At 38.9% G+C, this 22,394-nt stretch carries 17 protein-coding genes; 10 read left to right on the top strand and 7 right to left on the bottom strand.

The window, feature by feature from the left end; all coding sequences use genetic code 11:
* The first annotated feature begins 185 nt into the window (after window positions 1–185).
* From H9Q20_RS07740 to pyk, 5 genes are read left to right on the top strand one after another with little or no spacing between them, the layout of a single operon-like run.
* The gene (locus H9Q20_RS07740) at window positions 186–425 is read left to right on the top strand and encodes an acyl carrier protein (protein ID WP_002976354.1); all 240 of its coding nucleotides are present in this window, start codon (window positions 186–188) and stop codon (window positions 423–425) included.
* Between the two features lie 34 nt (window positions 426–459).
* Window positions 460–1,704, top strand: coding sequence for a beta-ketoacyl-ACP synthase II (fabF, locus tag H9Q20_RS07735; RefSeq protein ID WP_187477434.1), 1,245 nt, complete (start codon window positions 460–462; stop codon window positions 1,702–1,704).
* Between the two features lie 15 nt (window positions 1,705–1,719).
* Window positions 1,720–2,499, top strand: a complete 780-nt coding sequence (gene rnc, locus H9Q20_RS07730; protein ID WP_187477433.1) for a ribonuclease III — start codon at window positions 1,720–1,722, stop codon at window positions 2,497–2,499.
* Window positions 2,462–2,938 (top strand): IPExxxVDY family protein, encoded by a 477-nt coding sequence (locus H9Q20_RS13380; protein WP_187477432.1) that lies wholly within the window; start codon window positions 2,462–2,464, stop codon window positions 2,936–2,938. The genes rnc and H9Q20_RS13380 overlap by 38 nt, the downstream gene beginning before the upstream one ends.
* Window positions 2,931–4,379, top strand: coding sequence for a pyruvate kinase (gene pyk, locus H9Q20_RS07720; protein ID WP_124640713.1), 1,449 nt, complete (start codon window positions 2,931–2,933; stop codon window positions 4,377–4,379). The genes H9Q20_RS13380 and pyk overlap by 8 nt, the downstream gene beginning before the upstream one ends.
* 257 nt (window positions 4,380–4,636) lie before the next feature.
* Here the strand turns inward: pyk and H9Q20_RS07715 are convergent, their stop codons facing one another.
* The 3 genes from H9Q20_RS07715 to hutI form a co-directional block, all read right to left on the bottom strand.
* On the bottom strand, window positions 4,637–5,932 hold the full coding sequence (locus H9Q20_RS07715; protein ID WP_124640712.1) for an aldehyde dehydrogenase family protein: 1,296 nt from the start codon (window positions 5,930–5,932) through the stop codon (window positions 4,637–4,639).
* A gap of 78 nt (window positions 5,933–6,010) precedes the next feature.
* Window positions 6,011–6,940, bottom strand: coding sequence for a formimidoylglutamase (hutG, locus tag H9Q20_RS07710; protein WP_187477431.1), 930 nt, complete (start codon window positions 6,938–6,940; stop codon window positions 6,011–6,013).
* Between the two features lie 93 nt (window positions 6,941–7,033).
* Window positions 7,034–8,263, bottom strand: coding sequence for an imidazolonepropionase (gene hutI, locus H9Q20_RS07705; RefSeq protein WP_187477430.1), 1,230 nt, complete (start codon window positions 8,261–8,263; stop codon window positions 7,034–7,036).
* Between the two features lie 117 nt (window positions 8,264–8,380).
* On the opposite strand from hutI, the gene ruvB reads away from it, so the two are divergent.
* The 5 genes from ruvB (at window position 8,381) to H9Q20_RS07680 (ending at window position 12,124) form a co-directional block, all read left to right on the top strand.
* Window positions 8,381–9,403, top strand: a complete 1,023-nt coding sequence (ruvB, locus tag H9Q20_RS07700; RefSeq protein ID WP_187477429.1) for a Holliday junction branch migration DNA helicase RuvB — start codon at window positions 8,381–8,383, stop codon at window positions 9,401–9,403.
* Between the two features lie 56 nt (window positions 9,404–9,459).
* Window positions 9,460–10,032: an FMN-binding negative transcriptional regulator gene (locus tag H9Q20_RS07695; protein WP_241154729.1), complete on the top strand. Its 573-nt coding sequence runs from the start codon at window positions 9,460–9,462 to the stop codon at window positions 10,030–10,032.
* 92 nt (window positions 10,033–10,124) lie between these two features.
* Window positions 10,125–10,991: an MBL fold metallo-hydrolase gene (locus H9Q20_RS07690; protein ID WP_124640708.1), complete on the top strand. Its 867-nt coding sequence runs from the start codon at window positions 10,125–10,127 to the stop codon at window positions 10,989–10,991.
* Between the two features lie 142 nt (window positions 10,992–11,133).
* Window positions 11,134–11,721, top strand: a complete 588-nt coding sequence (coaE, locus tag H9Q20_RS07685; RefSeq protein WP_187477428.1) for a dephospho-CoA kinase — start codon at window positions 11,134–11,136, stop codon at window positions 11,719–11,721.
* Window positions 11,722–11,731: 10 nt separating this feature from the next.
* Window positions 11,732–12,124: a hypothetical protein gene (locus tag H9Q20_RS07680; protein ID WP_187477427.1), complete on the top strand. Its 393-nt coding sequence runs from the start codon at window positions 11,732–11,734 to the stop codon at window positions 12,122–12,124.
* A gap of 127 nt (window positions 12,125–12,251) precedes the next feature.
* Here the strand turns inward: H9Q20_RS07680 and H9Q20_RS07675 are convergent, their stop codons facing one another.
* The 4 genes from H9Q20_RS07675 to H9Q20_RS07660 form a co-directional block, all read right to left on the bottom strand.
* Window positions 12,252–13,052, bottom strand: a complete 801-nt coding sequence (locus H9Q20_RS07675; protein ID WP_164472016.1) for a GLPGLI family protein — start codon at window positions 13,050–13,052, stop codon at window positions 12,252–12,254.
* A 100-nt stretch (window positions 13,053–13,152) separates the two neighbouring features.
* Window positions 13,153–13,413, bottom strand: a complete 261-nt coding sequence (locus tag H9Q20_RS07670; protein ID WP_187477426.1) for a hypothetical protein — start codon at window positions 13,411–13,413, stop codon at window positions 13,153–13,155.
* Window positions 13,414–13,767: 354 nt separating this feature from the next.
* Entirely contained in the window at window positions 13,768–20,199 is a 6,432-nt protein-coding gene (locus tag H9Q20_RS07665) for a fibronectin type III domain-containing protein (RefSeq protein WP_187477425.1), read from the bottom strand.
* 166 nt (window positions 20,200–20,365) lie between these two features.
* Window positions 20,366–22,387: a M43 family zinc metalloprotease gene (locus H9Q20_RS07660; protein ID WP_187477424.1), complete on the bottom strand. Its 2,022-nt coding sequence runs from the start codon at window positions 22,385–22,387 to the stop codon at window positions 20,366–20,368.
* Window positions 22,388–22,394 lie beyond the last annotated feature (7 nt).

Below are 22,394 nucleotides of genomic sequence, written 5' to 3'. Positions count from 1 at the left end.
TCGAATACACATATTTATGACAAATACAAAAACAAACCAATATTTCGTGCTTTTTTAAATTTTTCATTCCTAAATCGTTACACAAAATACAATCGTATATTTCATCAAAAAACAACAAAACAATTTATAGTTTTAAAGATTTTTATATATTTGCACCGAATAACAATTAATAAAAACAATTTACTATGTCAGACATTGCATCAAGAGTTAAAGCTATCATCGCTGATAAGCTTGACGTTGAAGAAACAGAAGTAACTCCAGAAGCTAGCTTCACCAACGATTTAGGAGCGGACTCTTTGGACACTGTAGAACTTATCATGGAATTTGAAAAAGAATTCAACATTCAAATCCCAGATGATCAAGCAGAAAAAATCACCACTGTAGGTCATGCTATCGCTTACATCGAAGAAGTAGTTAACAAATAATATTTCTAGTTTCAGAAATAAAAAATTATAATTTATGGAATTAAAAAGAGTAGTCGTAACAGGTTTTGGTGCAATAACGCCAATAGGCAATAATGCAAAAGAATACTGGGAAAATCTTGTAAAAGGTCAGAGCGGTGCCGCTCCGATTACTCTTTTTGATGCCACAAATTTTAAAACTCGCTTTGCTTGCGAAGTAAAAAACTTTGATCCATTGCAACACTTCGACAAAAAAGAAGCTAAAAAAATGGATAGAAATACTCAGTTGGGAATGGTTGCTGCTAAAGAAGCCATTGAACATTCTGAGATTTTGAATACCGAAGTTGACAAAAACAGAGTTGGAGTTATCTGGGGTTCCGGTATTGGTGGTCTTGAAACTTTCGAATCCGAAGTGGTCAATTGGGCAAAATCGGACATCCCTAGATTCAACCCGTTCTTTATTCCTAAAATGATTGCCGACATCACGCCTGGACAAATCTCCATCGAGTACGGCTTCCACGGTCCTAACTACACTACTGTATCTGCTTGTGCATCATCTGCCAACGCTTTAATTGATGCTAAAATGCTCATCCAATTGGGCAAAGCAGATGTTATCGTGTGTGGAGGTTCAGAAGCTGCTGTATGTGCTAGTGGCGTTGGTGGGTTCAATGCCTTAATGGCACTTTCTACAAGAAACGACGATCCTACAACCGCTTCTAGACCATTTGACAAAGACAGAGATGGTTTTGTTTTGGGAGAAGGTGCAGGATGTATGATTTTGGAAGAATATGAACACGCTCTAAAAAGAGGTGCAACCATCTACGCGGAACTAAAAGGAGGCGGTATGAGTGCTGATGCACATCACATGACAGCGCCACATCCTGAAGGTCTTGGAGCTTATCTCGTAATGAAAAACTGTTTGGAAGATGCTGGTGTAACCGCTGACGAGGTCGATCACATCAACATGCACGGTACATCTACTCCATTGGGAGACATTGCAGAATCCAGTGCCATCTCCAGATTATTGGGCGATCATGCGTACGACATCCAAATCAATTCAACCAAATCCATGACCGGTCACTTATTGGGAGCTGCCGGAGTTATCGAAGCTATTGCAGCATTGGGTACCATTGTCCATGGAGAGGTGCCACCAACCATCAATCATTTTACCGATGACGAAAAAATTGATAGCAGGCTGAACTTTACCTTTAACCATTCGGTTAAAAAAGAAGTTAAGGTAGCCATGAGCAATACTTTCGGATTTGGAGGACACAACGCTTGTGTTTTATTTAAAAAAATCTAATCCACTCTATTGACTATGGAGTTAAAGAAATATTTTTCTAAATTCCTAAAGCAAAGAAAAAAAATATTATCGGAAAAAGATTTTTATCTTTCACAGGAATTAAACAAACTTTTAGGTACAGAGATTCGTGATGTCTCGATTTACAGAGAAGCTTTTTCTTTGAAATCGCAGTCTAAAAACATCGATTTTCAAAACAATTATGAACGATTAGAATTTCTGGGCGATTCCGTTTTAGGAACCATAATTTCTTGTTATATATTCCACAACTACCCCAAAGCCAATGAGGGGTACCTTACCCAATTGAAATCTAAAATTGTAAACCGCAAAAATCTCAATAAGATCGGTGAGCAATTGGATTTAAAAAAATTCATCCAAACCAATCAAACGACAACGCTCAGTGAGAACATCACCGGAAACTTGTTCGAAGCCTTGGTGGGTGCTCTCTTTTTGGATTTAGAATATGAAAAATGCAAAGAGATTGTTCTCAACAAGCTCCTTACTCCGGAAGAAATCACTAAATTAGAGCGAAAAATTGTCAGCTACAAAAGCATTCTTTTGGAATGGAGTCAAAAAAAGAAAGTTGCCATTCGCTACGAAACTGCAGAAGAACACCAAGCCAACAAAAGCATTGTATTTCGATGTGTGGTTTGGCTGAACGGCAAAAGCATTTCTAACGCAACGGACTCTTCCAAGAAAAAAGCCGAAGAAAAAGCCGCCCAAAGAGCATTTTATATTCTAAATAAAAAAGAAAACATCCTTGAGCAAGCAAAAAACAATACTCCAATTAGATTGTGATACCGCCGACGAACTGCTTTTCATTGGTTTGGTAACTTGTGTTCAAAACTTTCAGGACTTTTCATTTTTCTATAAACTTAATTCCGCTAACACTTTCTTTTTTGAAAGAAAAAAAGACATCGTAGTCTATGGAAAATACTTTGACTATTATTTTCCCGTATTCGAAGCCTTTTGTGAAAATACACAAACTGTTTTCCGATTTTTCTCAAATCAATCTTCACACCGGATACAGAAAAAAGAAGTAACCGAGCTATTCATAGAAGAAAACGAGAATTTGATGCTAATTAATAAGCAAAACATCCGCTATATTACAACTTGTTCATATTCCAGTAGTAATTTTTCGTTAATTTTGCAACCAGAAACGAATCTTTTTCAAATGGAGAGCATCGCCATTTCTTCAAGTGACGAGCTATTCCACATAATTCAAAACTATGAATAAATATTCAAAAAAAACAAAAATCATCGCAACATTAGGACCAGCGTCTTCAACCAAAGAAACCATGCTTGACTTGGTAAAAGCCGGAACCGATGTTTTTAGAATAAATTTTTCACATGCCGATTACGATTTGGTAAAAAGAAATGTCAAACTTATCCGAGAAATCAACAAAGAATTTGGCTATTCTGTGGGTATTCTTGGTGATCTGCAAGGACCTAAACTCAGAATTGGCATTGTAGAAGACGGCTCTTATCTTAACCCTGGAGACATCCTTACCTTTACCAATGAAAATATTGAGGGAAATTCGGAAAAAGTGTACATGACCTACACCCAATTTCCAAATGATGTAAAAGTGGGGGAAAGAATCCTAATCGACGATGGCAAATTGGTATTGGAAGTTATAGAAACTAACAAAAAAGACATTGTAAAAGCCAAAACCATACAAGGTGGACCGTTGAGCTCCAAAAAAGGAGTCAACCTACCCAATACCAATGTCTCGCTACCGGCACTTACAGAAAAAGACATACAAGACGCACAATTCATGATGGATCTAAAGTTCGATTGGATTGCGCTTTCTTTCGTAAGACATGCCCAAGACATCAAAGATCTTAAGGAATTAATAGCCAATCATCCGAACGGTAAAGAATTCCGCACCCCCATCATTGCAAAAATTGAAAAGCCAGAAGGCGTAAGAAACATCGATGAAATCTTAGCGGAATGCGATGCATTAATGGTTGCCCGAGGCGATTTGGGAGTTGAAGTTCCGATGGAAGAAGTACCTGCCATCCAGAAAAATCTTGTCGAAAAAGCCAGAATATGTGCAAAACCGGCCATCATTGCCACACAAATGATGGAAACCATGATCAACAGCCTAACCCCAACAAGAGCCGAGGTAAACGATGTCGCAAACTCCGTATTGGACGGTGCCGATGCCGTAATGCTTTCCGGTGAAACTTCAGTTGGCAAATATCCTGTGGATGTGGTGAAAAACATGACTAAGATTATCAAAAGCATCGAGGACACAACCTTTTACAAAAACAACAACAGACCCATAGAACAAGTTTATAATTGTGTAGACGAAAGATACATCACCAACAGGATTTCCATGGCTGCTGTTAGAATTGCAAAATCCAGCAATGTACAGGCCATTGTCACTCTGACATATTCCGGGTACACCGCATTTCAAATATCCTCTCACAGACCCAATTCGCACATCATCGTGTACAGTTCCAACAAAAGGGTACTCACGATGCTCAACCTGCTTTGGGGAGTTCGAGCGTATTATTATGATCTAAAAAAATCCACCGACGAAACCATCATCCAAGTCAACATGCTCACTTGGAACCACGGATATGTAGAACCCGGAGATTTCGTCATCAACCTCAATGCCACACCGGCACACGAAGGAGGCAAAACCAATTCTCTACGATTGACCACCATTTAGGAGCTTCAAAAGAACAGCTTCTTTCGATATTCGGTCCAGCTGTTCACTCTATCTTTTGCTTGCCACCGCAAAATTCCATCGCCAAGCAAAAGGATGCCGTTTCCATCTGGGCTAGGACATCAGGTAAAGACTCTATTCAATCTTGTGAGATTCGTCTTTTTGGGCTCGCCTTCGGCTCGCCCCCCACAAAAAATAAAAAAATAAGCTATCCACATTCAGGACAGCTTATTTTTTTTATGACAAAATAGTCTACAAGACTAAACTTTTCCAATAATCGTTTTAATCGCTGTAAACTCGAACAACGCTTTGGTCGAAAGTTCAATTCCGTAACCCGAATTTTTTCTACCGTTGAACGGCAATCTCACATCCGACTTGAACAATTGATTGATCGCTACCGAACCACTTTCAAGATTATTAGCGAAATAAAAAGCTTTCTTTCTATCCTGAGTAAAAACAGCATTTGCCAGACCAAAAGAAGTGTTGTTGGCAACTTCCAGCGCTTCTTCATCCGACTTTACACAAAAGACCATTCCTAAGGGACCAAAAAGCTCCTGATCCGAGATGGGATTATGGACATTCATTTTCAAAAGTCCAGGTATAAAAGTAAGGTCATCCTTTTGCTCAAGAGGCAAAATAATTTCTGCACCATGATCAAGAGCCGTTTGATATTGATTGTTAAGCTCCACAGCCAAATCCGCTCTAGACATTTTACTCAGTTTGGTCTCTCTATCAAAGGCATTTGTAGGTACAAATTTTTTATATTCATCCACAAACAAATGCAGAAACGCTTCATAAACCTCTTGATGAATGATGAATCGTTTGCCCGACACACAAGTCTGACCACAATTTTGCAGTCTTGCCGTAGCGGCATTTTTAGCAGCAAGTTGCAAATCGGCATCGGCCAAGATTATAAAAGCATCGTTGCCACCCAATTCCAGGACACATTTTTTTAGATTTCTCCCCGCAATTTCTGCAATTTTTCGTCCAGCAGCTTCACTACCCGTAAGACTAACTGCTTTTATAATCGGATGAGCAATCAGTTCTTCCACTTCCTCATGTCCCAACCTAAGATGTTGAAACAAGCCTATAGGAAAACCCGCTTCTTCAAACAAATTCTGGATGGCATCTCCACTTCTCAAACAATTGGAGGCGTGTTTCATCACCACAGCATTTCCGGCTAATAAAGTTGGAACAGCAAAGCGAAGCACCTGCCAAAAAGGATAATTCCACGGCATAACTCCAAGGATCACTCCCAAAGCTTCATGATGAACTTCAGAAATCTCAAACTGAGTTTCTACGGTTTCAACAGCCAAGACATTTTCTGCTTTGGCATAATAGAGGCACAAGCCTGCACATTTTTCGATCTCGGAAACCGACTGCGAAATGGGTTTGTTCATTTCTTCGGTGATGATCAATCCTAAGTCTTCTTTCTTATCCAAAAGCAGAGTTGCTAAACGAGAAAAATAAAGTTGTCGAGCTTCAAAATCCAAACCTTTCCAAACTTGGTGTTGATCTTGAGCATTTTGAATATTTTTAAAATTTTGGTCTTTCATGTTCAATTGATTTTAGAAATATTGAAAATTAAAGATTAAAAATTCCCAATACTTCAAAATAAAAACTAGAGTGCAAAGTTACAGCATCAGCCATTCATTGACAAGGCACGCCGCCAATCTTGCAGTTCTTTCTTGGATATCGTAGTTGGGGTTGACCTCTGCAACATCCAGAGCTACCGTCTTAGGATTTTGAAGAATGTGTCTGTACACCTTTAGCATTACGGCATCTGCAAAAATGCCGTTGTATGCACTTGCTGACACACCGGGAGCGATAGCGGCATTGAAAACATCCATGCAAATCGTTACATAAACTTTGTCCACCGACTGGAACAGGGCATCAATCTTCGATTTTATTGCATCCAGATTTTCCATGTACAGGTCATCAGACAAAATGTACTTCATCCCAAAATGATCGGCGGTATTAAATAATTTTTTGGTGTTCGAATTCTTCTGAATACCGATGTGCAAAGAGTGGATCTCACCTTGCTGAGCAATTTGCCAAAATCCAGTACCGGAAGAAGGTCCTACTCCAATTTCGGGTTCGCGGTTATCAAAATGAGCATCAAAATTGATGATTCCTATTTTTTCATTTGGAAAGGCGTACTTCAATCCAGAATAATGTGCAAAAGTAACTTCATGTCCGCCACCCAAAACCACAGACTTTGCTTTTTTTTGCAAAACCAAAGCCACTTTTTCAGCAAGATTTTCTTGTGCTCGTTCCAAATTTTGATTTTCACATAGTACATTACCAAAATCCAGCAGTCTAAACGATGAATTTTTCACGGGGAAGTTGCTCATATTCTTTCGGATGATGTCCGGAGCCTGAGCGGCACCTACCCTACCTTTATTCCGCCTAACACCTTCATCTACAGCAAATCCGTGTAGAACAAAATTGTTAGCATCAATCGTTTGATATTCCGTAGAAACTGTAACTTTTTGAAAAATTCTTAGAAATTCATCTTCATCACCATCCCATCGACCTTGCCAAATTGTAGTATTTGTATTCAAAACTGAAAAAATTTAAGGAAACAAAATTAAGAAAAATGACCTATCCCAAGAAGAGATAGATCATCGAAAATATTGATGACAATCGCAAAAATTTTAGATGGTTAGCATTTCGCCGTTTACAAAAACCTTAGAAGGTCTTAGTTCGCCTTGCTGGTACATTATATTTTGGAAATTATCCGTAAGAAAAACAACAAAATCGGCTTTTTTGCCTTTTGCTAAAATCCCTCTATCGCACAAATCGAGTGCTTTTGCAGCTCTAAAGGTAAGCCCCGCCAAGATTTCTGCTGTGGACAATTTCTGAAAAGTTGCCAAAATACTCGCTTGGGTAATTAGATTTCCCATGGGTGCAGATCCAGGATTCCAATCGCTGGCAATGGCTAAAATTCCGTTGGCATCCAAAATTTTCCTAGCCGGTGTAAACGGCTCTCCCAGTCCGACACTGGCACCCGGCAAAGCAACTGCAACCGTATCGGAACTCGCCAAAAACTGAATATCGTCAGCTGATGTCGCCTCCAAATGATCGGCAGACAGCGCTCCCACTTCTACCGCAATTCTAGAACTGCCCGGTGTAAATTGATCGGCATGAACGGTAATTTTGAAGCCCATTTCTTTAGCTTTTAATAAAAATGCCTTGCTTTCATCGGGTAAAAATGCAGATTTTTCAATGAATATATCCACTCGGTGTGCAAGATCTTCAGCTTTCACAATGGGTAAAATATCGTTTAAAATATACTCCAAATACACCTCCGAACTTCCCTCAAAATCTCGTGGCTTCAGATGTGCAGACAGACAAGTTGGGACTAAGGTCGCTTTGGTTAGGGCTTGTGCTTTTTTTATGACTCTCAGCATTTTCAGTTCGGATTCTACATTCAATCCGTAGCCCGATTTGATCTCTATGGTGGTAATTCCCAAGGACAAAAGCTTATTAATTCTTTCTAAAAGTAGGTTTAGCAAATCCTCTTCTGATGCATTTCGGGTATGTTGTACCGAGCTCCAAATCCCACCACCGGCTTCGGCAATTTCCAAATAGCTTTTACCGGCATTTCTCATTGCAAAATCATTGGCCCTATTTCCACCGAAACAAATGTGTGTATGGCAATCTACAAAAGCGGGAAGTACAATTTGTTCGCTGTCGATGGCTTCAACAAAAACAGATGGGTTTTGGGCTTTCAAATCTTCAAAATCGCCTACTGCTTCTATCTTTTCATCTTTTATCAAGATGCCACCGTTTTCTATAATTATTAATTGTTCATCGGATAATTTGCCCCGAAGATCCAAGTGATCCAGGGTTATGATTTGCTTAAATGGTCCTATTAATTTCATAGCTGTAAAAGTAAAAAATAAAACTTTAGCCCAAATCATTTAATAGCCCAAAATATTGAAGACGCTCTAAAAATGATTACTTTTGTAAAGTTTAGCAACTAAAAATAATTCTTAATAATGTCTGAATTTTTACGCCCAGAAAAAGATAATTACTCTTCCGAAGACCTTTCGCAAGAAGAAAAAATCCGTCCCCAGAGTTTTCAAGACTTTGCCGGACAGCGAAAAACATTGGACAATTTGGAGGTTTTTGTTGCTGCTGCCAAAAAAAGAGGCTCTGCACTAGATCATGTTTTGTTGCATGGACCTCCAGGTCTTGGAAAAACGACACTTTCCCATATCATAGCCAATGAATTGGGCGTAAATTGCAAAGTAACCTCTGGTCCTGTTTTGGACAAACTGGGAAGTCTAGCCGGACTGCTGACCAATTTAGAAGAAAACGATGTCCTTTTTATTGACGAAATCCATAGACTTTCGCCCGTTGTAGAAGAATACTTGTATTCGGCAATGGAAGATTATAAAATTGACATCATGTTGGAGACCGGTCCCAATGCCAGAAGTGTACAAATTGGACTGAACCCATTTACCTTAATTGGCGCCACCACACGCAGCGGAATGCTAACCAAACCGATGCTCGCACGATTTGGGATACAAAGCCGACTGGAATATTACAGCATTGAATTGCTCGGGATGATTATCGAAAGAAGTGCCCGAGTTTTGGGTGTACCAATCTACGAAGATGCAGCACTAGAAATTGCCAGAAGAAGCCGTGGAACACCAAGAATTGCTAATGCTCTGTTGAGAAGAGTTCGGGATTTTGCTGAAATTAAAAGCAACGGCGAAATAGAAATTGGTATCACCAAATTTGCTCTAGACTCTCTAAATGTTGATGAATACGGACTGGACGATATGGACAATAAAATCATGCGGGTAATGATAGAAAACTTCCGTGGAAAACCCGTTGGAATTTCGGCCCTTGCCACATCCATAGGCGAAAACCCCGAAACTTTGGAAGAAGTCTACGAGCCTTTCCTGATCCAAGAAGGATTTATTATCCGTACTCCGAGAGGCCGGGAAGTCACCGAAAAAGCATATAAACACCTAAACATCAAAATACCTAAAAACCCAGGTGAACTTTTTTAATCCCAAAAACCACCATGCACATACCCAAACCGTACAGAACTGAGAACCGTGAAGTTATGAAAAAAATCATTGCAGAAAATGGTTTTGCATTGATCATTTCATCAAAAGAAAAAATAAGAGCTACCCACTCCATGCTTTTATGGAACGAAGAAAACATTGAAAAACCTTTTGTAGAAGCTCATATCTCGATGACCAATCCACAGGCAAAAGAAATTAATAATGGTGATGTGGTTTTGTGTGATTTTTTGGGTAAACACACCTACATTTCCAGCTCTTGGTACAATCATATCAACGCCTCCACATGGAATTATGAAGCCGTACAAATCTATGGAACGGTTGAGTTGATGACCGATGCTGAACTGAAACACCATTTGGATAAGCTGACCAACAAATACGAAAATCACCAAAAATGCCCCATGACTTTAGAAAAAATGGGCAACGACTTTATAAACAAAGCGATGAAAGGAGCTTTTGGTTTTAAAATTTATCCTACAGAAATTTATATCGCTCAGAAAATGTCACAAAATAGAAACCAAGAAGATTATGAGAACATCATCCACCAACTAGAGGAATCTTCATCAAAATCTGACTTGGAGGTGGCAGAAATCATGAAACATTTAAAGAATTAATTTTCATTAAACCCCAATAACAGACCATCCTTTAAATTTAGCTTTTTCTTACTTCATATAAATTGATTACTTTAGTAAAAAATAAAATTTATATGAAACTATATCCTATACAGTGTGGAAAATTTAAACTAGACGGAGGCGCCATGTTTGGTGTAGTACCAAAAAACCTTTGGGAAAAAACCAATCCCGCCGATGAAAAAAACCTAATCGAATTGGGCACTCGCTCTCTTTTGGTGGAAGACGGGAAAAAACTAATCCTTATCGATTGTGGACTTGGAGACAAACAAGACGAAAAATTTTTCGGACATTACTCCCTATTTGGAGATGACACTCTGGACAAAAACCTTAAAAAATACGGTTTTGTAAAAGAAGACATTACGGATGTTTTTTTAACCCACCTGCATTTCGACCATTGTGGCGGCGCCATAGAATGGAACGACGAGCGAAACGGTTACCGACCTGCCTTTAAAAATGCACAATTTTGGACCAACGAAAACCATTGGAAATGGGCTACCGAACCCAACGCCAGAGAAAAAGCAAGCTTCCTGAAAGAAAACATCATTCCCATTGAAGAAAGTGGACAGCTTAACTTTTTACCGTTGCCCACTACTGGAAATTACGGATTTGCTCCTGATCTGAAAATGGATGTTATTTTTGTCGATGGACATACCGAAAAACAGATGTTACCCGTCTTGCAATACCAAGAAAAAACAATCGTATTTGCAGCCGACCTGATCCCAACCGCTGGGCACATCCCACAAGTTTATGTCATGGGATACGACACCAGACCTTTACTCACTTTGGAAGAAAAAGGAAAATTTCTAAAACAATGCGTGGACAATGACTACCTGCTATTCTTTGAACACGACACCCACAACGAATTGGCAAGCCTTAAAATGACCGATCGTGGCGTAAAACTGGACCAAACCTTTAGCTTCAACGAAGTTTTTGGATATTAATTTTTTCATTTGGGCAGCTTAACCGCCTTCCGTTCCCGCTTTTTTATTTTTTATAAGGTCACAATTCGGCTTCGAAAAGACCTTATAAAAAATAAAAAGAGCTCCACTCAAGTCGGGCTGCAGGTTAGAACACAACAACATTATGAAGAAAATAATAGGCATAACCGGAGGTATTGGCAGTGGCAAATCAACCGTTGCCCATTTCATCACAGAAAAAGGTTTTCCCGTGTACAACTCGGATTATTGGGCAAAAGAATTGGTCAATTTGGATTCCAAACTAAAAGAAAAAATAATTCAGCTTTTAGGGAATTCTTCATACGACAATTTGGGCAATTACAACCGAAAATGGGTTTCCGAACAAGTCTTTGGCAACGATGAACTTTTAAAAAAGCTCAACCAAATTATCCATCCAGCCGTCGCAGAGCATTTCGAAAATTGGGTAAAAGCCCAAAAATCAGAATGGGTTTTTAAAGAATCGGCACTGCTGTATGAATTGGGCATTTACAAAAACTGCTACCAAACCATTTTGGTAACTGCCGATGACAATATCCGGATAAAAAGAGTCATGGACAGAGACCAAAAAACCTACCGAGAGGTGGAGGCTGTTTTGCAAAAACAAATGCCAGAAAAAGATAAAATTAAACTTGCCGATCACATCATCTACAACAATTCTACACTGGATGAAGTAGAAAAGGAAACGCTACGCCTACTCGAAAAAATACAAAATTAAAATCCATCAAATGAAAAGAAAAGCGATTGCACTATTTGCATTTTCAGTACTTATAACTACGATTTCCTGTGACAGGATGTTAGAAAATTATTGGGAACAAAAAGGTATAGAAAATTATACTTCGCCCTACAAAGGTACTTATAAAGGCAGCTACTCGGGTAACGAATCCGGAACCCTGTCTGTAGAAGTGTTCAAATCCGGATCTATTGAAGTAATCCGAACCAATGCAAACAACTACTCAGAAACATTTCATGGTGCTGTTAACGACTATGGAGCGTTCAACACCGCATATTCTCAGAATACGGGGTTTCAATTAGAAGGAAGCATCAGCGCAAACCATTCTACAAGTGGTACTTGGAAAATGGGTACGCAAACCGGAAGTTGGCAATTGACAAAACAATAAAAATTTACACCTATTAAACACCCTTTAAGCTAAAAACTTAGAGGGTTTATTTTGTAAAAAAAAGCCCTTCGAAAAAATCGAAGGGTTAGAATAAATTCAAAAATGAGTCATAGTTGAACATGAAAAACTAGTACTCAGGAGATAATTCCATTAAGTTAGCTTTTACACTATTTCTTAACTTAGCTTTATCCATTATTTTTTTTCGATTGGCTTCGTCTATCACAGCTCCATTTGCGACCATCTCAAAAATTGGATTTTCTTTATAATTTTTAGCAATTTTACTAAACTCTTGAATGGATACTTTACGAACACCATTTTCTATTTCATCAAATATTAAAACTGATTTTTTGATTTCTATCATTTTGAAGTAAAAATCTTTTTCGACATCATACACTTCTAATATAAGTCCCGGTAATCCACAAAACAAATATGGTCCTGCATTTATAGGTAAATCTTGTGTAAACCAGGCTTCGTAATGTCTCCCTGCATAATCTAAAAATGCATTCGTAACTTTATAACCGTTCAATATTTTTGTTTCTTTTCCTATAACCCAATTGTTTTTTGGCTTATTTTTATGATACAGATAAGTGCTACCATAGATTGTATTGGTTATTTGAAATCCTTGCTGGTTTTTGAATACAAATACTTTCCTATCTGTACTTGGTTGTGGCATAGATGACAACTTTACAAATGCTTCATGAAAGCCTTGCTTTTCCAAATCAACCATTGCTGAGTCAAATTTATATTTCCTAATACTTCTGTAAACCGAATTCTGATCAGAATCTATCGTTAAAATAAAATTTTCTGTTTTTATTTTATTCGCTTTATTTTCGGAATCAGGCGTAAAGGTATATTCATAAGTTACATCTATATTTGTCTGTGATTTTACAGTAAAAAAACAAAATAGGAATAACAAAATAAAAGTCATTTTTTTCATAGAATTCACATGAAAAAGTCCAACAAAAATACTGAAGACAATAAAAAAGAATGACAAATTTAAATCTTGTATTTATATTGGACTTTTTAAATTAAGGTTCAAGTGAATGATCTTCTTTAGGTGCAATTATTTCTGTACTGCAATTACTATTATTTGCATTAATTACTACCTGTACTAATTGACTTGTAGTTCCTTTAAAATTACAAATATCATATTCAATTCCACAACTAAGTGTAATGTGAGTACAATTGGTTTCATTTTCTAAAGTAGATAAGTCGTTGTTTCCTAGCATCGTATTAGCATTTGCAAATCCAATTATACATAAAGATGTAAGTAAAATAAATTTTTTCATAATCAATAATTTTTTAGATTTTAAATTTTTTACAAATAATTTTTAGTTGATTAAACATAATATTAACTCATGTTAAGATTGTTCATATTACCATTATCAAAATTATACAGTATCAACATTGGGGCAGTACATTCCTTAACATTAATATAAAACATGATCAAATACCTGACAAAGAAAAAAAAGAGAAAACCAAATAATCCATCAGCTTTCTAATAAATTCTTATATTTTAAAAAATAGTATACTTTACACATTAACAAAAATGCATTACAAAATCCACAATAACAATATATAAAACAAAAAGCCCTTCGATTTTCTCGAAGGGCTTTAAAAATATAATTTGAAGAAATTGAATCTTACTCTTTGATGAATTTTTTCTGAGCAGTTTCCCCATTGTTATCGACATCGATAATATAGACTCCGCTGATCAGGTGAGAAAGATCAATCTTATTCGCCAAGATCACTCCTGACTTAATCACTCTACCGGCACTGTCATAGATTTTGTATTTAGCACCATCCTTCACTTTGGTTACGAATAGGTTATTCTTAACCGGGTTTGGATAGATCTGTATGCTGTTTGGATCTAGTACATTGTTCATTGGTGGTTCGATGATTAAGACCTTATAATCTTCCACTTCACCGTTGTCAAAATCAACACAAGGATCTGGTGCTGCATCTCTTCTCATCGCTACTCTCATCAAGATGTACTTGTCATCGGTAATGCTAACATAAGCATTGCTTGGTACATTGAAAGTTGCAGTAATTGGAGTTACTTGATTCGCTGGTGAATTAACAATCATTTCAGAAGCTTCAAACATACCGTTTCTGTTGAAATCTACCCAAACCACTACCGCTTCATCATAAGTGGTAGATGCCCATTTTTTCTCAATTGAGATTTGGTTGTTGGATGTTCCTTTATACAATCTAACCAAAGCATCGTTAACAGGAACAAAGCTAGTGTAGTTAGACGGTCCAGAATCGTTACTCATGGTAATACCGTTAGAGTTTTTCACCGTTACATTAGCAATATGCTCGGATCCGGAGTTGTGTGAAGTTTGATCACAATAAACTACTGCAGAAGTTGTAAACAAGTACAGTGGAGTAAAGTTACCCGGAGTACCGCTACATACATTCGCTACTTGTACTTCATACTGAGTATTTTCAGTTAATCCAGTGAAAGTATAAGTGTTGGTTGCAGAGTTCAAAGTATTCCACATCAAGGATCCTACTTTTCTAATTCTTACAATATACGAAGCACCAGGGAAAGCATTCCAGTTGGCAACTGCAGAAGAATTGGTGATCTGGGTAATGGTTAATCCTGTTGGAGCCATATCACAAGTCGTAGGACAAGTAAATACTTGAGAAGACGAATAAGCACCTACCACATTGTTACAGATATTGGCTACCTGAACTTCATAAGTTTTACCCGGTGTAAGACCTGTTAGTTGTGCATTGGTTGCCGCTGTTGTAAATACAGTCCAAACACCAGCACCCACTTCTCTATATCGTACAGAATAAGTTACCCCTGCAGAAGCAGACCAGCTGATATCTGCGGATGTAAACAACACATTGGATACCGTAAGGTTCAACGGTGCCGCTGTACTACATGGAGTTGTAAATGTACCTGTTGATGGTGTACCTGCAATATTCTTACAGAATGCTGTAATTTCCATTTCGTATTGTGTGAAAGGTAATAAGTTTTGCATGATATAAGAAGTAGAACCTTGTGCAAGTGGTACGATGATCCAAGTTGTTGAACCTACCGGTCTGTACTTGAACACATAAGTTGCGCCACCCATATCGCCAGTCCAAGTTGCTGTAGCAGAAGTACTGGTAATGTTGGTTGCAGTAAAGTTAGCCGGTGCAGCATTGTCGCATTTTGTCAAACGAACATTATCAATTGCTGCTGGCGGTTGCGTACCACCAAATCCATCATTTTTCCATTGGAAGATCAATCTCATCACCCCACCTGCTGCAGGAATAAATCCTGGTACAGCAAAGTTTTGATCAGAGAATGTTTGCCAAGTATTTTGCCCAACATAATTTCCTCCTACTTGTACTCTACCACCACCAGCGGCAATTGCATTACCGTTGGTAGGTACAAATGTTGTTGGAGCAACCCACACTTGCAAGTTATCCCAGTTACCTTCTCCCTCAGATTTCCAATCGAATTCAAAAATAAAGTTTCCAAGACCTGCAGGGATATTAATATCTCTATAGGCATGAGCCACCGTTGTTGTGTAAGTATAATTGTTACTTACTCCATTATCATCAGATACATACATGGAGTTAGCAGGATTTCCAGTTGCGGTTCCTTGCACCCATTTATTAGCTGTATTTCCTACAAATGTAAAGTCATTTACCGTTCCGTTAAACGGTTGAATGTACGGGAAGTTTGCAGGAATTTGCTGTGTTGTAAAACTAGGTCCTGGCATCCAAAGGCTGGTATCGGTACCAATACATTTAGACCTTACCCAAACATAATAGGTTGTATTAGGAGTTAAACCTGTTAGTGCAGCTGGAGAAGTTGCAGAACTTCCTGTTGGCACGGTAGCAGCTGTTGGCGGTGTATTGTTTGTAGAAACATAATACTGATAACCACCTGCTGGAACCGGATTGGCAGCCGTCCAAGTAATGTTAGCCGTAGTCGTTGTTACGGTATTAATCGCAACATTGGTTGGTACCTGACAAGTTGGGATTATTAAATTAATGTTATCTACCGCAGCTGGAGTTTGGTTAAATGTAAAACCATCGTTTTTCCATTGGAAAACCAATCTCACGGTATTACCCGCAAACGCAGTTAGGTTAACATTTTGGTTAAAATAATTTTGCCAAGTACTTTGTTGACTAAGGTTACCACCTACCTGAGTTCTACCACCCCCTGCAACAATTGCTGTACCCGCAGTTGGAGTAAAAGATACTGGAACGACCCATACTTGCAAAGCGTCCCAAGAACCTTCACCCACACCTTTCCAATTGTAGGTAAGGGTTGCCATCGTTGTACCAGCAGGTACTGTTATATCTCTATATGCAAATACTGTACTTGCAGAAGTACTATAATTATTGCTGGTTCCGTTATCGTCAGAAATATAGATAGAACCAGCAGGGTTACCCGTTGCATTTCCGAACACCCATTTGTTGTGTTGAGTTCCATTAACAAATGAAAAATCTACAGGACCATTATTAAACGGTTGAATATAAGGAATGGTTGCCGGTATTTGCCCCGTTGTAAACGAAGGACCTGTCATCCACAAGCTTCTATCCGGACCAATACACTTAGATCTTACCCATACATAATAAGTTGTATTCGGTAACAATCCAGTAAGGGTTGCCGGTGATGCAGTCGATGTTCCCGTAGGAGCTGTTGCAGCTGTTGGTGGTGTGTTTACTGTCGATACATAATATTCATATCCATTGGCAGGAGCCGGGTTGGCAGCCGTCCAAGAAATAGTAGCTGAATTTTGTGTTACTGTACCCAATACAATGTTGGTAGGCACCTGACAAGTAGGCACAAATAAAGTAATATTATCTACCGCTGCTGGTGTTTGCGTACCTATACTGGCATTGTTTGTCCATTCGAAAACCAAACGCATGGTTTGATTTGCAAAAGCGGAAATATTCTGTGTAAAAGAGAAATACGATTGCCAGTTGGCTTGTTGTTGGTGGAAACCATTAATCTGTACCCTACCTCCACCAGTTGGGATGGCAGTACCGGCTACTGGGATATAAGAAGTTGGCACCAACCACACTTTCATATAATCTGAAGAAGCTTGTCCTACCGCTCTCCAATCATAGCCAAAAGTAGCATTTACTGTTCCAAATGGAATGGCAATATCTCTATACGCATGGACAATGGAAGCTGCACTTACATTGTACGCATTGTTAAGTCCGTTGTCGTTAGAAATATACAATCCGTTTGCTGGGTTACCTGCTGCTGCACCGGTTTCCCATTTATTGGGTTGTGTACCGTTCGTAAAGGTAAAATTACTAGGTCCAGAAAAATTCTCATTGTATGGAAGAGTCGCCGGAATCTGAGTAGTAGAAACCATTGGCGCAGGCATCCATAAGCTGGTATCCGATGCTGTACATCTGGATCTAACCCAAATATAATAAACGGTATTAGGAGTCAGACCATTGATAACCACTGGAGAAGCTGCTGACACACCAGATGCTGGTGTAGCGGCTGTTGGTGGTGTATTGGATGTAGAAATATAATATTCATAACCCATTGCCGGTACCGGGTTAGCGGCAGTCCAGCTAACCTGAACGGAATTTTGTGTAATATTACTTACAGCAACATTGGTCGGAACCTGACAAGTCGGGATCAATAAATTAATATTATCCACAGCTGCCGGATTTTGGTTACCACCACTTCCGTCATTTTTCCATTCGAATACCAAACGCATGGTTTGTCCCGCAAAAGTCGAAATATTCAAAGTCGGATTAAAATAGGTTTGCCATGAAGTAGTCGCACTCCAGTTTCCTCCAATTTGTAATCTTCCTCCACCCGCAGGGATTTGAGTATTGTATGTCGGTACATAAGTATCCGGTACCAACCAAACTTTCATTCTGTCATAAGAAGTTTCTCCATTGGCCTTCCAGTCGAAAGATAATGTAGCATTAACCGTTCCAGCAGGAATTAAAAAATCATTATATGCATGAATTGTAGTAGCTGAGGTGGTTGTATAAGTATTGGACACTCCATTGTCATTGGACACATAGATTGAGTTCGCTGGATTACCTGCTGCTGATCCCCAAACCCATTTATTTGCTGAGGCACCGTTCACAAAAGTAAAATCGTTATTGGTAAACGGTTGCGTGTATGGCAAAGTTGCAGCCATAGGCGCTGCTGCTACCGTAGCACTGCTCACTGCATAAAATACATTTCCAATTGCAGAAACTCTTATCTTGATGACTTGTCCATTGGTAAGACCTGTAAAAGTAACATTCTCTGTTCCGTCGTTTGGTGTAGATGCCGATACCACAGTCCAAGTTGCCCCATTGTCAGCCGTATAATCGATCTGTACATTGGTTGCATTGTACGGAGCATTGTTGGTATTGGCTACCGTCCAAGTAACAGGAGACGCCACATTGTTGGTTACCGCTGTTGTTGTTACGGTAAACGGCCCATCGTTCCCTACAACAATTTGTTGAGTCGCAGTTTGTGTTTGCTTTTGATTAGCCGCTGGGTTGTTATCCCTAACGGTAAATGCAAAGTTCATTGTTCTAGCTACAGTAGGAACTGCTTCCCAAAGGTTGTTGGTATTATTAAGAACACCTGCCAACACCGATGACAGTCTTGGGAAATATCGCACCGGACTTGTAGAGGGTACTACAGATCTAAATGCCGCACCTGAAGTGGTGTTTCCAAGATTGTTTTTATTAATAGTAACTGTAGCATTATCCCTTTGTTCCCAAACATAAGTCATCGGATCGTTTTCTGGATCCGTTGCAGAACCCGTCAAAACGAATGCCGTTCCTTTAGGTATGGTATAGGTCGTAAATGCAGCAATTACCGGTGGGTTATTGGTTGTAGTTGTTTCTACATCACAAGTTTTATTATTCAAATTCGTCTGAACCTGACCAATACTTACGGTATGAAAATACGGATCCGAATGCGGTTGCACATCGGTATTAGGACCGGTAATTCCGGCATAACCCATGATGGTAGATCCTGAACCCGGCTCTACATTTACACCAGCACCTTCTAATGAATTTGAAAAAGTATGGTTTGCTCCTAACTGATGGCCCATTTCGTGAGCAACATAATCGATATCAAAATTATCTCCTTGTGGAATTCCATCTGCAGGAGAAGTATATCCAGAACCTTTTTGGTTACTCGCAGGCCCCGTTGGATTGATACAAACGCAACCGATGCAGCCTGCATTACCACCTCCACCATCTCTTCCGAAAAGGTGGCCGATATCGTAGGCAGCATTTCCTATCGTTGCTGTTAAATTCTGTTGAAGTTCGTTATTCCAATTGTTCATCTGAGCAGACGGAGAATACGGATCCGTTGCTGCATTGGTATAAATAAGTTGTGGAAAGTTTTGAACATTCAAATGAAGGCCAAAATCTTTTTCATATACTCCGTTGACACGAGTTACGGTTGCATTAATCGCTGTTAATGCACCTGCTACCGTACCTCCGAAATACTGAGTATATTCACCAGTCACAGACATTGCTAGACGCATTGTTCTGTATTTTTTATCTGAGCTTCTAGAAAAATCTGCAGGATTGTTTGCAAACGAATTTCCTTTCGCATACAACCTTTGCATCTCTTGCTGAGAAACGGCACTTTCTTTTGTTGAGCAAACAAAAGCTTTGCCTCCTGTAGGTTTTGTTTTAGAATGAACGCTGTAGATGGATTGTCCCTTATCTACAGGATCGATAAATTGATACTCGCCATTAACGATCATCATGCATTGAAAATCGTTGGGAGCAAGGCTAAATCTAACGGTTTTGGAAGGATCGTTAACCGACACTCCAGAATAAGACCCCAATTGATACTGCTGTGCCAATTCACTAGCCATCACCGGGAAACTGTACACATTAAAGTTTTCAATTTTCCCATCAAGGGTTGGTATGGACACGAGAACAGGGCGGGAATTTCTTCCCATTTCCTGTGCAGAAGCCAATTGTGATCTTAACTCGTTTAGATTTAACTTGAAGTAGATGTCCTTATCGGCTCTACTTTTCCCTTCTCGCCTATAATCTGTTGGACTCCATTGCGCGAACGAAGCCGTTGACATAAGGAGAAGAAGCCAAAATGTAAAGAGTTTCTTCATAATTATACTTATTAACATATTAATCCCACAAATCTAAAAATTTTTTGTGATTTAATTGTAGTATTCCAACCTTTTTTTCAACAATAATAGAAAATCATTAAAAGGCTTTTAAAATAAAAAAACTCCGACTAAAAAGTCGGAGTTTACTAGGTTGGAAAAAGAAAAATTATTTTTTAATAAACTTTACTTTTTTAGAAACACCTGCTTCTGATATGGTAATAAAATACACTCCTTTTTCAAGGTGAACTACTTGCACTTTGTTATCTGCAATTTTGCCTTTATTCACCAATTGTCCAACAGCATTATGGATTTCAAAAGTAGCCTTTGCGCTCACTTTCGTAACATTCAAAACATCGGTTGTTGGGTTTGGATACACTTGGATATCGTTAGCAATATCTTTTTCTACGGTTGCCAACACTTGAGTCGTAAAGTTTTTACCTGTTTTTGTGGTAAAACTATCTCCTGCGGCATAGAAAATGGTTTGTCCTGCTGATGTTTTCATTTCAACATAAGTCCCGGTGATAGAGGTCATCCCGTCTCCATAAGCATCGTACAATTTGAATTCATAACAATCTGCTGGTAAGCTCCATGTTTGAGTAATCAATCCAGGATTGGCCGTATCGTTGTAAGGGCCTCCGGTTTTCACCAATTGACCTGCACTGTTAAACAATCCCCAAACCGTTTCAGATCCGTACTGATCTCTTTGTAATTTGAAATTAACGGTTGTTGTATCGAAATAATCAGGATTATTAATCTTATTATAATAACCGGTAGATGCATTGTTGGTAGCCCTTTGGTCGGCAACACCATTTACCGTTACAACATTCGCACTTACTGCACCGCTCGGTATGGTATAGCTGATTGGTACAGAAAAATAATCCAACTTATCTTGAGACAAATTACCCGTCCAAGTGTATGTTTTGGTTGTACCTCCTACTGTATACGAAATGGTTGCAGATGTTAAAGGACTGGTCCCTCTGTTGATGATGGAGAAGTTTAGCACATCGCTTCCACATTTGAAAGCATCTGCACACATCCCTTCCACTCTAAGCTCTGCATCGTTAGGAAACAATGGTATTGCAACACCTTTCGTTGAAGTTTTTAGAGTATTTCTCCTAGGAGAATTATCCATTACCGTTCTGATTCTTGTTTTCTGATTTTGTGTGAAAATATTCATACACGCATCGTTGGTGTAGTCCATGTAATTTTCAATCATATCCATACCTGGAGCAGATGGGCAAGTATCCGTTGGCGAGCAACCTCCGTTTGAAGTGCTGGCTGCTGGAGTATCTGGACAAAAATCTTTGGCACTGTCTGTTGCATTAACCGTACAACTGCTGTTATCTCCCCAAATATGACGAAGTCCTAAAAAGTGACCTACTTCATGGGTCATGGTTCTCCCCTTATCAAAAGGAGCGGATAACAAAAAGGTACCGTCATTGTAATCGCTGCTTCCAAAAGTAGAATAATTGGCAACTACACCATCGGTACTTGCATCACCCATATTTGGATTTAGACCACCTAGGTTGGAATTGGACGGGAATTGAGCATATCCCAACAACGAGCTATCACTAAAGTTGACGCTCCACATATTCATATACTGTGTAGGATCCCAAATGGTATTGGGTTTTACAATATCATTGATATCAGTCGTTGACCAGCTTTCTTCGCAAAGATTAACACGATTGATCCCGTTTGTTGGATTTCCATTAGGATCTACTTTTGCCAATACAAATTCAATTTCTACATCGGCACCTACGGGATTGTCATTAAACCCTCTTGTCCCTGCCATTCTTCTGTAATCTTGGGTCATCACAGTAAGTTGAGATTGGATTTGGGCATCGGTAATGTTAGGAGCTACACCAATCTCCTGACCATTGTGGATCACATGAACAACAACCGGAATGGTAATCACATTACCCACTTGAGATCTGTTCTCCAATTGTTTTTTGATCAATGGTGACAACCATTCTTCGAACTGTTCGGTATTAAGTCGCTTTGGATTTTTTTCTTGCAAGTAGTTTTCATACTCTGTAGTCAAACATCTAACAAAACCGTTGTGTTTATCTTCTCGTGCAACACCTCTACCCAGAAACCTAGATTCAGCTTCCGTTTTTTTAACAACTTGGGCATTCATAAATGACGATGCCATCATGATGATTGCCAAAGAACATAATTGCTTTTTCATATTTTTA

The organism is Amniculibacterium sp. G2-70 (genome assembly GCF_014353055.1).
Taxonomy (GTDB): Bacteria; Bacteroidota; Bacteroidia; order Flavobacteriales; family Weeksellaceae; genus Amniculibacterium; species Amniculibacterium aquaticum.
This window is presented reverse-complemented; position numbering and strand designations above follow the sequence as displayed.

Bases quoted from the DNA above. Each gene is read 5' to 3' on its own strand.
- coaE (WP_187477428.1), top strand. From the start codon at position 11,134: ATGAAGAAAATAATAGGCATAACCGGAGGTATTGGCAGTGGCAAATCA.
- H9Q20_RS07695 (WP_241154729.1), top strand. From the start codon at position 9,460: ATGAAAAAAATCATTGCAGAAAATGGTTTTGCATTGATCATTTCATCA.
- H9Q20_RS07680 (WP_187477427.1), top strand. From the start codon at position 11,732: ATGAAAAGAAAAGCGATTGCACTATTTGCATTTTCAGTACTTATAACT.
- H9Q20_RS07740 (WP_002976354.1), top strand. From the start codon at position 186: ATGTCAGACATTGCATCAAGAGTTAAAGCTATCATCGCTGATAAGCTT.
- H9Q20_RS07675 (WP_164472016.1), bottom strand. From the start codon at position 13,052: ATGACTTTTATTTTGTTATTCCTATTTTGTTTTTTTACTGTAAAATCA.
- H9Q20_RS07665 (WP_187477425.1), bottom strand. From the start codon at position 20,199: ATGAAGAAACTCTTTACATTTTGGCTTCTTCTCCTTATGTCAACGGCT.
- H9Q20_RS07690 (WP_124640708.1), top strand. From the start codon at position 10,125: ATGAAACTATATCCTATACAGTGTGGAAAATTTAAACTAGACGGAGGC.
- H9Q20_RS07715 (WP_124640712.1), bottom strand. From the start codon at position 5,932: ATGAAAGACCAAAATTTTAAAAATATTCAAAATGCTCAAGATCAACAC.
- H9Q20_RS07660 (WP_187477424.1), bottom strand. From the start codon at position 22,387: ATGAAAAAGCAATTATGTTCTTTGGCAATCATCATGATGGCATCGTCA.
- fabF (WP_187477434.1), top strand. From the start codon at position 460: ATGGAATTAAAAAGAGTAGTCGTAACAGGTTTTGGTGCAATAACGCCA.
- hutI (WP_187477430.1), bottom strand. From the start codon at position 8,263: ATGAAATTAATAGGACCATTTAAGCAAATCATAACCCTGGATCACTTG.
- rnc (WP_187477433.1), top strand. From the start codon at position 1,720: ATGGAGTTAAAGAAATATTTTTCTAAATTCCTAAAGCAAAGAAAAAAA.
- pyk (WP_124640713.1), top strand. From the start codon at position 2,931: ATGAATAAATATTCAAAAAAAACAAAAATCATCGCAACATTAGGACCA.
- H9Q20_RS07670 (WP_187477426.1), bottom strand. From the start codon at position 13,413: ATGAAAAAATTTATTTTACTTACATCTTTATGTATAATTGGATTTGCA.
- ruvB (WP_187477429.1), top strand. From the start codon at position 8,381: ATGTCTGAATTTTTACGCCCAGAAAAAGATAATTACTCTTCCGAAGAC.